Source organism: Paenibacillus gorillae (assembly GCF_000513275.1).
In the GTDB taxonomy this organism is placed as follows: Bacteria; Bacillota; Bacilli; order Paenibacillales; family Paenibacillaceae; genus Pristimantibacillus; species Pristimantibacillus gorillae.
This window is the reverse complement of the sequence record NZ_CBVJ010000093.1, coordinates 96652-109166: the sequence shown is the minus strand read 5'-3', so window position 1 is coordinate 109166 and position 12515 is coordinate 96652. Positions and strand designations below refer to the sequence as shown.

Sequence of the window (12515 nt, the reverse complement as noted above, 5' to 3'; positions counted from 1 at the left end):
CTATGGTAGCATGGTTGCAGCATAAAACAAAGGGGCGCTGCGCCAGTATGAGGCATCTTGTGAATAACAGCTTGAGCACGTTGCAATGGTTTATATTTATGATTACCAGTTCCATTGCGCTTCCGATCGTGATCGGCAGCGCATTTCATTTGTCTGCGGGAGAAGTCGAGGGGCTTGTGCAAAGAACGCTGTTCATTGTGGGATTGAGCTCGTTCCTGCAAGGCTGGATCGGCCATCGCATGCCGCTGATGGACGGGCCTGCGGGCTCCTGGGTCAGCGTATTTGTATTGTTCGCGGATGTTGCCGTCCGTCATGGCCAGCAGCCTTCGCAATCCCTGCAATTGCTGGAGGGCGGACTGCTCGTAGCTGGTCTGCTGCTCATTCTATTGGGGGCAACCGGAGCGATCTATAAAATCTTGCCCTTGTTTACGCCGCTCGTTACCGGCACCTTCCTGCTGCTGCTCGTTGTACAGCTCAGCGGCGTGTTTTTGAAAGGGATGCTCGGCATCCATGGGGATACAGACATTCCGAATTACGGCGCTTCACTCGTCGCTTTCGGCATTTTTGGCCTCGTCGTCTGGCTGTCGGCAAGGGGAAGGGGCTGGCGTAAAACGTATGCGATTCTGATCGGCATAGCGGGAGGCTGGATTCTCTTCGCTTTAATGGGCAAGGCGCCATTTTCCCTTTCGGCTGGGCATACGCCGTTCGTGAAGCTGCCGGAGATATTCGCTTGGGGTGCGCCTGAATTTAATGCCGGTATTATTACAACGGCAGTGTTATTTACAATTACACTCGTATCGAACACTATAGCCGCCGTAACGGCGGTAAGCGAGCAGCTTCCCGAAGCGAGCAAGGATACGATGAAGAAAAGAATGAACCGGGCAAGCTTGCTTGGCGGTGTCTCCCATATGCTGACGGCCTCCGCCTCAACGGTAGGCGTCGTGCCGCTTCCGGTATCTGCCGGTTTCATCCGGATGACCGGGCAGCGGTCACGTGGACCGTTTCTCGCCGCATGTCTGCTGTTAGCAGGAATCGGGATGCTGCCTGTCGTGCTGCGTGTTCTTTCGCAGGTGCCAGGGCAGGTGGCAAGCGCCGTGCTGCTTGCTTCATTCGTGCAGTTGGCGGGCATATCGTTTGCAAGCTTGTCCAAGGAAACAAATAACCAGCGCGGGTTGACAATTCTAGGCGTCGCCGTGCTAGTCGGCATCGGCATTATGTTCCTGCCGCCCAATGCGCTGGCCGGACTGCCGCCTACTTTACAGGATGTTGTCGGGAACGGACTGCTGGTCGGCACGCTCCTCGTAATTGCCTTGGAGCGGTTTTGGAAAAAGCCAGTCGCCGTCTTATCGGACGGGGCATGAGGCAAAGAATACGTGAAGAACGACAAATTTTGACAACACTAGTTCTTAAGTAGTACGATAGTAGTCTAATCAACCTAGACGGCTAACGGAGATGATAGGGATGGACAAGCAGTTTTTTGAAGAGATGAGAAAAATTAGCCATGAGGACGAGATGCGCTCCAAGCTGATGATGCATGGCATGAAAAGGCTGCTGGAGGAGAGGCAGGAGAAGAAAGTGTACCGCGGGCCGCTCGCTTTTTGGGCGCGCCGAAAGGCGCTGCGGCAGGCTGAAACGTATGTCGCCCCGTGGAATTCTAACGACTCCATGACCCCTTAAAATACGACAATACAAAAAAGTTGTGACTTTATGACCGTGAATACGTATACAATCCTATAATATCCAATCGAGGGGAGATATGCGTATTGAGCAACTTTGGGTCACAGCCAGATTTGGAAGTCGTCAAGCCAAACCCTAAGACAGGCGGGAACGGGCCGATGAAGCCGGCAACCATTATCAAAATGATTGTGGGCGCCGTCGCAGCCATCATTATAGTGATGGCATTGTTCTCATCATTTTACACGGTACAGGAACAGGAGAGGGCAGCGATTCTAACCTTCGGCACCTATACGGAGGAGAAAACCGCCGGTCTTCATTTCAAATGGCCTTATCCGATTCAAGACGTCGTCATCGTACCAGCAGAGCTTATTCAAAGTATTACAATCGGCTACCGTCAGCAGGGCGATAAAGTCGTACCGATCGATGAAGAAGCCATGATGATTACGGGGGACGAAAATCTCGTATCTGCAGATGCCGTCGTCCAGTGGAAAATAAGCAATATTGAAAAATACTTATTCAATATGGATAAACCCGAGCAGTTTCTGCGCAACTCGGCATCGGCTTCCATCCGCTCTGTAATTGGCTCCGAGAAGCTGGATTACGCTATTACGGATGGTAAAACCGTCATTCAGGAGAAAGTGCGTGAACGGCTGGTTGAGCTCCAGGCAAAATACGATACGGGCATTCAAATTCTCGGCGTAAAATTCCAGGATATCGAGCCTCCAAGCGGTCAAGTAGAGGAAGCGTTCCGTGAAGTCACGAATGCGCGCGAGGAGAAAAACACGAAGATCAACAATGCTGCTAAGTATGAAAACGACCGGATTCCGAAAGCAAGGGGCGAAGCCCAGGCGCTTATCGAAAATGCGGAGGCGGAGAAAAAATCACGGATTTTGAACGCTCAGGGCGATGTAGCCAAGTTCAATGCGATTTACAGTGAGTATGCGAAAAATCCTTCCGTTACGGAAAGCCGGCTAGTGCTGGAGACGCTGGAGAAAATATTGCCGAACGCGCAAATTTTCATCACCAATACGAACAGCGATACGGTCAGCTACTTGCCTTTGAATGAATTGATGAAGTCTAAATCACCAAGCTCACCATCCTCTACACCGGGAGGTGCGGCGCAATGAAAAATAAACAATGGATTATCGTAGCAGGTGTAATTATTGTAGCCATTCTGTTGTCAGGTTCGATGTTTGTCGTGAAGGAAGGCCAATACAAGGTTGTGCTGAAATTCGGCGAAGCTGTCCGCTATGCCGAAACGCCAGGATTGAAATTCAAGCTGCCGTTCATTGAGAACGTCGTTGAATTGCCGAAGTACCAAATGACGTACGAGAGCAGCCCGACGAACATGCTGACGAAAGATAAGAAGCCGATCATCGTCGACAATTACACCGTATGGAGAATCAACAATCCGAAGCAGTTCAATCAGAAGGTAAAATCGGTTGGTGTAGGCATTCAGCGGATCGACGAAGCAGTCTACAACTCGGTGCGCCGTAAGCTGGCGGAGATCAACTTCGACGCAATCATTAGCGAGAACACAGCCCGCGGCAATATTAATGACGAGATCACCAAGGATGTAGCGGATGCGCTCACCCGTGATGAATACGGCATTGAGATTATCGATGTCCGGATTAAGCGTACTGACTTGCCAGAGAGCAACAAGCAAAGCGTATTTAACCGGATGATCTCCGACCGTCAGTCGATCGCTGCGCGTTACTTGTCTGAGGGAGATGAGGAGTCGCGTAAAATTACGTCCAAGGCCGACCGTTCGGCGACGGAAATTTTAGCGCAGGCGGAAGCGGATGCGAAGAAAATTATCGCGGAAGGCGAGAACGAGGCAGCGAAGATCTATAATAATGCCTACGGTAAAAATCCGGAGTTCTACAGTCTGTACCGGACACTCGAGAGCTATGTAACAACGCTGCAAAATGAACCGGTCATTATGCTGCCGATCGATTCACCTTATGCGAAAATATTGTTAGGCAAGTAACATGATGAAGTAATCAGTAGCCGGCATATTGCCGATAATAGGCGGTCTGCCCCGAATCAATCGGGAGCAGGCCGTCTTTTTTTTGTACACTCCCAATTAAATGGATGAGTCTTAGAACAACCACAGTTAAATGAAGCGTGTAATTGGCTCATTTCAATCAAGCGCTTTCAAAGGCTGCATGATACAATAATACATAAGAAAACAGAATAAATTCGAAACAGGAGAGGGTGTTCGAGTTTGGCTACTACATTTAGAATCGGCTTGGTCGGTTTGGGAAATATGGGTACAGGACATGCGAATTATTTGATTGAGGGCGGCATTAAAGGGGCGGAGCTGACGGCGGTTACCGATGTTCGTCCAGAACGTTTGGCGGAAATTGCAGAGCAATGGGGCGAGCATATCCACCGGTTTGAATCGCCAGAGGAGATGTTCCGTTCCGGAACGGTAGACGGCGTTATCATCTGCACGCCTCACTACGATCACCCGGAACAGGCAATTTTGGCATTCCAGCACGGGCTGCATGTGCTAATCGAGAAGCCTGCTGGCGTCTATACACGCCAAGTGCGCGAGATGAACGAGGCTGCTGCCAAGAGCGGCAAAGTTTTCGGTATTATGTACAACCAACGGACGAATCCGCTGTATATGAAGCTGAAGGATCTAATTTCTTCGGGCGAGCTGGGCGAGGTACGCCGTACGAACTGGATCATTACCGACTGGTACCGGACGCAAAGCTACTACAATTCCGGCGGCTGGCGTGCAACTTGGGCGGGGGAAGGCGGCGGGGTTCTTATCAATCAGGACCCTCACCAGCTTGACTTGTGGCAATGGACGACGGGCATGATGCCAACCCGTGTACGTGCGTTTTGCCAATTTGGCAAACACCGTGATATCGAAGTTGAGAATGATGTAACTGCCTATGTGGAGTACGAGAATGGAGCGACGGGCGTATTTGTCACCTCTACGTTCGAATCGCCGGGCACCAACCGCTTTGAAGTGTCGGGCGACCGCGGCAAGATCGTAATTGAGGATGGCAAGCTGACCTTCTGGCGTCTGCGTACGCCGGAATCGGAGTTCAATGCCAACTATAAGAGCGGCTTCGGCCAGCCTGAGTGCTGGAAGTTCGATATTCCGGTGCAGCATGGCGGCGGACAGCATAAGGAAATTACGGAAAACTGGGTGAGTGCAATCGTGAATGGCACGCCGCTTCTTGCTCCGGGCGAAGAGGGCATCAAAGGGCTGACGCTGTCGAATGCGATGCTGCTGTCCACTTGGACCGACAGCTGGGTTGACCTGCCGATTAATGAGGATTTGTTCTATGAGAAGCTTCAGGAGCAGATTTCCAAATCGGAGTCAGCGAAAAAAGCTGATCATTACGAAACGTTAAGCGTGAAAGGCACGCATTAATAAATAAATAACTATGCTGACGGACTCGTGTCGGCACCGGGGAGGAAATTCAAGCAATGTCCACAGCAAACGGAATGAACTATGCACCGCAAGGCAAGCCCCGTCCCGTCGTAAAGGCAGGCGAGTTCCCATTCGCCGCCATGTCGCTTGACCATGGCCATATCTATGGCATGGTCAATGGCTTGCGGGAAGCGGGGGGCACGCTGAAATGGGTTTATGATCCGGACCCTGCAAAGGTAAAGGCATTTCAGGATGCCTACCCGGAAGCGCGAGCGGCCGAGTCGCAGCAGCAGATTTTGCAGGATGCTGAGATCCAACTCGTTGCAGCGGCAGCTGTGCCGAATGAAAGAGGTCCGCTCGGCATTAAAGTGATGGAAAGCGGCAAGCATTATTTTACCGACAAAACGCCGTTTACGACGCTGGAACAGCTGGCTGCAGCCAAGACGGCGGCCAAGGCGACGGGGAAAAAATATGCGGTTTACTATAGCGAGCGGCTTCATGTGGAAAGCGCCGAGTTCGCGGGTCAGCTCGTACATGACGGGGCGATTGGCCGCGTTATTCATGTTATGGGACTTGGTCCTCATCGGCTGAATGCGTCAATGCGTCCAGATTGGTTTTTCCAAAAAGAAAAATACGGCGGCATTCTATGTGATATCGGCAGTCATCAAATCGAGCAGTTTCTCTATTATGCGGGCTGCAAGGATGCGGTTGTTCAGCATAGCAAGGTAGCCAACTACAACAATAAAAAGTACCCGGAGCTGGAGGATTACGGCGATGCAACATTGGTTGGCGACAATGGCGCGAACAATTATTTCCGCGTGGACTGGTTCACACCGGACGGGCTGTCGGCTTGGGGCGATGGTCGGACGATGATTGTCGGCACGAACGGTTATATCGAGCTGCGTAAATATGTGGATATCGCCCGCAGCGCATCGAAGGACAATTTGTTTCTCGTCAACAGAGAAGGCGAATTTAAAATCGATGTGCAGGATAAGGTCGGGTTTCCTTATTTCGGAGCGCTGATTCTGGACTGCTTGAACGGTACGGAGCTGGCAATGACCCAGGAGCATACCTTCAAGGCGGCAGAGCTGTGCTTGCAAGCACAGCAGCAAGCGATCCGAGTGGAATAGCGAAGCGAATGACGAGAAGAGGAGAATGCACAATGAAGCTATCCGTATTTACAGTAGCGACCCCGGAATTGACTCCGGAGGAGCTTGCGGCTGCAGCCCATGAAGCCGGTCTGCACGCCATCGAGTGGCGGTATAAGGAAGCGCCGGAAGGTGCGGAAGGCATGCAGCCCTCGTATTGGGGGCATAATCTGAGTACGCTATTGCCATCAGGCGGTGATGCAATGATTGACCGGCTGCGTCAGGCTGCGGAAGCAAACGGGCTGAAGTCGATCAGCGTAACTCCTTACTTGCAGGCGGGCGATCTGGAAGCGACAGAGGAAGTATTGAAGGCGGCAAGCCGGATGGGCGCATTGTATATCCGTCTCGGCGTGCCGGGGTATGACCGGAGCCGGCCGTTTGGCGAGCTGTTTGAGCTGGCCCGCCGCTATTTGCGCGAATCGGAGCAGCTGTGCAAGAAATATGGCGTCAAAGGGCTGGTTGAGACGCATCATCATACAATCGCGGCTAGCGCATCCGCTGCATATCGTCTAGTCGAAGGGCTCGATCCGAACCATATCGGCGTACTGTACGATCCGGGCAACATGGTTCATGAAGGCTATGAAAACTACCGGATGGGCATGGAGCTGCTGGGGCCGTATTTGGCCCATGTTCATGTGAAGAACGCCAGCTGGCTTGAAGACGGCGCCTCAGAAGAGGATGGCAGCATTCGCTGGAAGTCGGAGTGGAGCGGGCTGAAGGATGGCGTGGTGCCGTGGAAGCAGGTCATCGATGATTTGAAAGCCGTTGGCTATGACGGTTATCTCGGCGTCGAGGATTTCAGCGGCCAATTCCAGCAGTCACCGGACATGCTTAAACATTTCACCAACTATGTGAACGGACTGCTTCAGGAGAGCTAATCGTATGATGGATTACGGATATCGCGCGGAAGGGCCGATTGAACCGATCTTTCATTCCCACACCAACTATGAGGTGTATTACTTTCATGAGGGACAATGCAATTACTTAATTGGCGACAACATTTATCATATGGCTCCAGGCGATTTGATCATTATGTACGGCATGACGCTTCATTGTGCCAAAATCGATCCGTCCTTCCCCTACGTCAGGTCGATTATTCATTTCGATCCCGGAATTGTAAGGCCCTATGCGGAATTACCGCATGGGGTCAATTTGCTGGAACCCTTCGAGCAGTTGAGAAATTATCGCCTTCGCCTTCGAGGTGAAGATAAGGCAGAGGTTGAACGGATACTGGTGCTGATGCGTGATTATCAGCTTCGTCAGGATGCGGTCGGCGAGAACAGGTTTCGGCTTGCTTTCGTCGATTTGCTCTATTTTATTTTCAGCTTATGTGCGCTGCCGCTGAAGGAACGTCAGGAATATTCGTCCGACAAGGAAGCCTCGGTCCAGCGGATCATTTCGCTGCTGGAACAAAGCTACAAGGATGATCTCCATATGGAGCAGCTTGAGGAGCAGCTGCATATGAGCAAATCCTATCTGTCGAAGCTGTTCAAGGAAGTGACCGGCGTTACGATTTTTCATTATATTTACCGGCGGCGAATTAATGAGGCGAAGATTCTGTTTCTGATGGAGCCGGAGCTGTCGGTTACAGAAGTGGCTTTCCGGTTGGGCTTTAAGCATCTGGCTCATTTCAGCCGGCTGTTCAAACAGTTCGCGGGAATCACGCCGGAGCAGTTCAAACGCGGCGGCGGCGAAGCATTTGCTTTTGAATAAGGGCTGGCTTGCTGCTTTGCTGCCCGAGTCAGACGATAGGACCCTTTTTCCAGTGTAGGAGAGGGTCCTATTCGTGCTGCCTTGGTCAAGCGATTGCTTCAGGTTTGCATGAATGCAAGGACCTCAGTCCCTCTAGCCCGTGGACGGGTTGTTCGGGGTATGGCCCTTTTGGTTCCGGTTGACAGCTGCAGAAGCGGCTACATTATTTTCGGCTTCGGCCGAGTTGACCCGGAACGCATGCATCTTGCCTTGGAAAGAACGTTTTTTGTTATGAGACATGGACGTTTCCTCCTATATGAAGCGATTGCCCGGATGAGCCGGGACAATTATAGAATGGCCTTTATGGACAGTTAATATCGGGGGTAAAATAAGTATGGACCGCCATTTGAACGGAAACGGGAAGTGATGCTGAATGAAATATGAACTTGGTGCTTGCTTGCTGGCTCTCCGATTGTCGGAAGCCAGAATGACGGCAGAGCAACTGGCACAATTGCTGCAGTATAAGCCGGAGAGGCTTGTTGATTACATAGACAACAAAAGAGTGATGCCTTTAAAAACGGCGATTGCGATTGCCGACACCTTAGGCTGCCGTGAACGTGATCTTTATGAGCTAAAACCATATTAAAAAATCAGTTGCAAAAACTAATGTTATTAGTTATCATGAAACTAACGATATTAGTTTATAAGAGAAGGTGGTTAGCTATTATGCGAATAACAAAATCCAATCAAGTTTATCAGCTCACCTACTTGCCCCATATATTTCCGGTTAATTGCTACCTCGTTGAAGAAGAGGATGGCCTTACATTAGTGGATGCTGCTCTTCCGAACAATGCAGAGGCCATTATAAAAGCGGCCGAAGATATCGGCAAACCAATCGTACGTATCGTGTTAACACATGCACATAGTGATCATATCGGTGCTTTGGACTCGCTCAAGGCCCGCCTTCCAGACGTAAAGGTCTATATTTCCGCAAGAGACTCTCGCCTATTGGCGGGAGATGCTGCGCTTGAACCGGGCGAGTCGCAACTGCCGGTGAAAGGCGGTGTGCCAAAGCCGGGAGCCATTAAGACGATGCCTGATGTGCTGCTGCAGGAAGGTGACCGGATCGGATCATTGCTCGCAATTTCGACGCCGGGTCATACACCAGGCTCTATGTCTTTCTTGGACACGCGCAGCCAGACGCTCATAGCAGGAGATGCGCTTCAGCTTCGGGGAGGAATAGCCGTGAGCGGACAGCTTAAACCGTGGTTTCCGTTCCCTGCCTTGGCAACCTGGAATAAGCAAGCTTCACTGGAGAGCGCCCGCAAGCTGCAGGCTTATAAGCCTGCGGTATTAGCAGTCGGGCATGGCAATATGCTTCAGCAGCCTGGCGCTGCTTTGGCAAAGGCGATTGCGGAGGCTGAGCGAAAACTGAAGTAATTAAGATGCAATATCTAATGAATAGGGGGAATATAGATGTCACCACGACAAGGACTGGATCTGCAAACGATATTGCAGGCAGCGGCAGAAATAGCCGACGAACGGGGATTGCAGGAAGTAACGATGGCGTTGTTGTCGCAGAAGCTGGGCATCCGCTCGCCGTCGCTGTACAACCATGTGGAAAGCTTAAGCGGCCTGCGCTTCAAGCTGACGCTGCACGGCTTGAAGAGCTTAAACGAGAAGATGCTGCGATCGGCCTTCGGACGTTCAGGCGATGATGCCGTGTTTGCTTGCGCCAAAGCGTATATTGAATTTGCAAGGGAGCATCCCGGATTGTATGAAGCGACGCTTGCCTCGCAAATCCATACCGATGATCCGGAGTGGAAAGCTTTAAGCAGTGAGCTGGTTCAGCAAATGATCGATCTTCTCCGGGCTTATGATTTGGAGCGGGAAGAAGCCATTCATCTCGTCCGCGGCTTGCGCAGCATTTTGCATGGCTTTGCTTCATTAGAAAGAGCGGGCGGCTTCGGAATGCCAATCCAGCTCGATGACAGCATTAACCGGGTGCTTAGCGTCTATTTGCGCGGCATTCACCATCCGAACAAATAAATGCCTCTCTTTTCCGTCATATAACGTCAGTACTCTGCAGTAAGTATAAGAAGCAGAATGGCTTTATAACGATTGGAAAAGGGAGGCTTTTTGCCGTGAACAATTTGCCGCGAAACTCATTACTTTCGCTTGGAGGACTGCTATTCCCGATTATCGTCCATGGCATCCATATGCTGCTGCCGCTTCTCGCAACGAGCGGAGCGACGCTCACGAGCAGCATGCATAAACACCAGAACGGCGGACAAAGCTTGCAGGACCCGTTCATAGACGGTTTAATTCTCGCTATCACGATTGTGTCCACACTGTTTACCATATGGTACTTATATCGGATTTGGACTCGCAAAGATTGCAGCCGCGCTTCCGCATGGAGCTACACGGCCGTGTCCGTGCTCTGCTTTGGCCTTATTATATTTCTGATGTGAGATTGGAATAAGCCTGTTCATGACTGTAAAAATCGTTGTTGCAAGTCCTGCTTTTCTCTGTTCTAATGGAGTCAAACCACATCATCTGACGAACGGAAGGATTAGCAGGATGGAGACCAAAGGCAGCATTCACAGATTCGGCATGAACATGACGCCGCGTGTCTGGCATAACTCCAAAATCGATTTTGGAGCCTCGATTATTTTTAGCCTTTTCAATGTTGTTTTCAATCAGTTTTTCAGCGCTTTCGCCCTTCAACAGGGGGCAAGCTCGCTCCAAGTCGGGGTGCTGTCAGCGGCTCCGGCCATTGGGCTGCTATTTTCTCCGTTTTGGGCAAGCTGGATCGAGAGAACCGGCAACCCCAAACCATTCGTTATGATACCAAATGCGATCGGCAGGCTGCTGCTTTTGCTGCCGGCCTTTTTCGCTTTTCCTTCCGTATACGTAGCGACAGCAGTCACGATTCAGTTGCTGATGGGCATACAAGCCCCAGCCTATGCATCGCTTGTGTCCAGCATGTACCCTACTGAGGTGAGAGGGCGGCTGATGGGCTATGTTCGTGTCGCTATGGGCATGCTGATGATTCCGCTAGCTTATCTGGTTGGAAGCTGGGCGGACGCTGCCGGCCCGCGTTTCCCGTTAATTTGCGCGGCTGTGGCCGGCTTCGCTTCTATTCTGCTGTTCAATACGGTGAAAATGCCGAAGAAAGCAGCCGCTAAACCTGTTGGCCCGCCAAAACGATTTTCGTTCGCAGAGCAATGGACGCTTGTAAAAGGCAACCGGCTGCTTGCCGTCATGCTTGGCGCAACAATGCTGGCAGGCTTCGGCAATATGCTGTCCAATCCGCTTTATCAAATCATTCAGGTCGAGGTGCTGTCGCTTAGCAATTCGCAGATCGGCTTTGCCCGCGTCTCGTATTTTACTGCGCTGCTGCTGACGTATTTAATTGCCGGCTGGGCCATCGATCGTTTTAATATGAAATACGTGCTGCTATGCGGCATTGCTGCGTATGCTATCGTCCCGATGCTTTACGGCTTCTGGGGTACTTATCCGGCCGTACTGTTGGGCAACGGCATTCAAGGAATTGGTGAAGCAATTTGGGATATCGGCATCCTATCTTTTATATTCCGTCTGGCGCCGGGAAGAGAGGCGACGGTATTCGGCATTCATCTGATGCTGTTCGGCATTCGCGGCTCTATTGGCCCGCTGCTCGGCGCAGGCTTGTACGACAGCCTAGAGCTTCCAATGCTTCTCGGAGCTGCATCAGCTTGCGGGTGGATTGGCACGATGATCTTTATTATTGGCAACTGGAATAAGACCTCGGCCGCAATAACAGCTAAAGAATCATCGATGTAAACTCTATTCGCTCCGGCATTTCACGTTCATATGTCATTCATATTGCTTTGGTACAATCACTCCGCGATACCACTCGGTGCGACGATACGATGTCGTTCAACAAGGGAAAGGCGGTAGTGAAATGCAAATGAATAAATGGAAGCTAGTGCTCGGTGCAGCGGTAATGGCAATGGCTTTAAGCGGCTGTGGGGCAAATGCGCAAACAGACGAGCCGGTAACTGCAGCGGTCGGCGAGCTGCCGGATCAGCAGCGCCCTGGAGGAATGATGATGGGCGGGACGTTAGGTAAAATTAAATCCATCGACGGGCAGACGATTACGATGTTTGTCTCCTCGTTCCAGCCCGGCAATCGCAGCGGTGGCGGCGCAGGCGGGGATGGAAGCGGTGCTGCCGGAGGCAGAGGCCAGCAGGGCGAAAGACCGCAGCGTCAAGAAGGGCAAGCTCCTCCAGAAGGCGGAGGTATGAACCTGGACAATATGTTCACCGACGAGACGATGACCATTACAGTTACGGATGAGACGAAGATCGTATCCACGACCTTCGAGAACAATGAGCGGAAAGAGACGGAGCAATCGTTATCGGATTTGAAGGCAGATGACGTCATTACGGTGACGTTAAAGGAAGGAACGCAGGAGGCAGAGTCGATCAGGCTCGGCGGCTTTGGAGGCTTTGGCGGCGGAGGCAATATGGGAGGCAGCCGCCCGCAAGGACAGCAAGGAGACGGATCAGGCGAGCAAACAGCGCAATAACAATAGCAGCAGTAAAAGGCCTAGATTTGCA

Annotated in this window: 15 protein-coding genes; 14 read left to right on the top strand and 1 reads right to left on the bottom strand. The window is 51.5% G+C overall.

Going from position 1 to position 12515, the window contains the following annotated elements:
• Positions 1–47 precede the first annotated feature (47 nt).
• The 8 genes from TY10_RS16385 to TY10_RS16350 all read left to right on the top strand — a co-directional run bounded on the left by TY10_RS16385 (position 48) and on the right by TY10_RS16350 (position 7932).
• A complete protein-coding gene (locus TY10_RS16385; protein ID WP_042165640.1) occupies positions 48–1361 on the top strand; it encodes a purine/pyrimidine permease in 1314 nt (437 codons plus the stop codon).
• Between the two features lie 100 nt (positions 1362–1461).
• On the top strand, positions 1462–1677 hold the full coding sequence (locus TY10_RS16380; protein WP_042165636.1) for a hypothetical protein: 216 nt from the start codon (positions 1462–1464) through the stop codon (positions 1675–1677).
• 86 nt (positions 1678–1763) lie between these two features.
• The gene (hflK, locus tag TY10_RS16375; RefSeq protein WP_337588367.1) at positions 1764–2804 is read left to right on the top strand and encodes an FtsH protease activity modulator HflK; all 1041 of its coding nucleotides are present in this window, start codon (positions 1764–1766) and stop codon (positions 2802–2804) included.
• On the top strand, positions 2801–3667 hold the full coding sequence (gene hflC / locus TY10_RS16370; RefSeq protein ID WP_042165632.1) for a protease modulator HflC: 867 nt from the start codon (positions 2801–2803) through the stop codon (positions 3665–3667). Before hflK ends, hflC begins: the two co-directional genes overlap by 4 nt.
• A 237-nt stretch (positions 3668–3904) precedes the next feature.
• On the top strand, positions 3905–5071 hold the full coding sequence (locus TY10_RS16365; RefSeq protein WP_272945304.1) for a Gfo/Idh/MocA family protein: 1167 nt from the start codon (positions 3905–3907) through the stop codon (positions 5069–5071).
• 56 nt (positions 5072–5127) lie between these two features.
• Positions 5128–6201, top strand: a complete 1074-nt coding sequence (locus TY10_RS16360) for a Gfo/Idh/MocA family protein (protein WP_042165629.1) — start codon at positions 5128–5130, stop codon at positions 6199–6201.
• A 32-nt stretch (positions 6202–6233) separates the two neighbouring features.
• The gene (locus TY10_RS16355) at positions 6234–7097 is read left to right on the top strand and encodes a sugar phosphate isomerase/epimerase family protein (RefSeq protein ID WP_042165627.1); all 864 of its coding nucleotides are present in this window, start codon (positions 6234–6236) and stop codon (positions 7095–7097) included.
• Positions 7098–7101: 4 nt separating this feature from the next.
• Positions 7102–7932 (top strand): helix-turn-helix transcriptional regulator, encoded by an 831-nt coding sequence (locus TY10_RS16350; protein ID WP_042165624.1) that lies wholly within the window; start codon positions 7102–7104, stop codon positions 7930–7932.
• Between the two features lie 132 nt (positions 7933–8064).
• On the opposite strand, the gene TY10_RS31045 is transcribed toward TY10_RS16350, so the two are convergent.
• Positions 8065–8211: a hypothetical protein gene (locus tag TY10_RS31045; RefSeq protein ID WP_188888474.1), complete on the bottom strand. Its 147-nt coding sequence runs from the start codon at positions 8209–8211 to the stop codon at positions 8065–8067.
• A 133-nt stretch (positions 8212–8344) separates the two neighbouring features.
• On the opposite strand from TY10_RS31045, the gene TY10_RS16345 reads away from it, so the two are divergent.
• The 6 genes from TY10_RS16345 to TY10_RS16320 all read left to right on the top strand — a co-directional run bounded on the left by TY10_RS16345 (position 8345) and on the right by TY10_RS16320 (position 12484).
• Positions 8345–8557, top strand: a complete 213-nt coding sequence (locus TY10_RS16345; RefSeq protein ID WP_042165623.1) for a helix-turn-helix domain-containing protein — start codon at positions 8345–8347, stop codon at positions 8555–8557.
• Between the two features lie 80 nt (positions 8558–8637).
• On the top strand, positions 8638–9351 hold the full coding sequence (locus TY10_RS16340) for an MBL fold metallo-hydrolase (RefSeq protein WP_042165620.1): 714 nt from the start codon (positions 8638–8640) through the stop codon (positions 9349–9351).
• 36 nt (positions 9352–9387) lie between these two features.
• Positions 9388–9960, top strand: coding sequence for a TetR/AcrR family transcriptional regulator (locus TY10_RS16335; RefSeq protein ID WP_042165614.1), 573 nt, complete (start codon positions 9388–9390; stop codon positions 9958–9960).
• Positions 9961–10055: 95 nt separating this feature from the next.
• Complete coding sequence (locus tag TY10_RS16330; RefSeq protein WP_042165612.1) at positions 10056–10382, top strand: hypothetical protein; 327 nt, start codon at positions 10056–10058, stop codon at positions 10380–10382.
• 109 nt (positions 10383–10491) lie between these two features.
• Positions 10492–11736: an MFS transporter gene (locus TY10_RS16325; protein WP_042165610.1), complete on the top strand. Its 1245-nt coding sequence runs from the start codon at positions 10492–10494 to the stop codon at positions 11734–11736.
• A 121-nt stretch (positions 11737–11857) separates the two neighbouring features.
• The gene (locus TY10_RS16320) at positions 11858–12484 is read left to right on the top strand and encodes a hypothetical protein (protein ID WP_042165608.1); all 627 of its coding nucleotides are present in this window, start codon (positions 11858–11860) and stop codon (positions 12482–12484) included.
• The last annotated feature ends 31 nt before the right edge of the window (positions 12485–12515 follow it).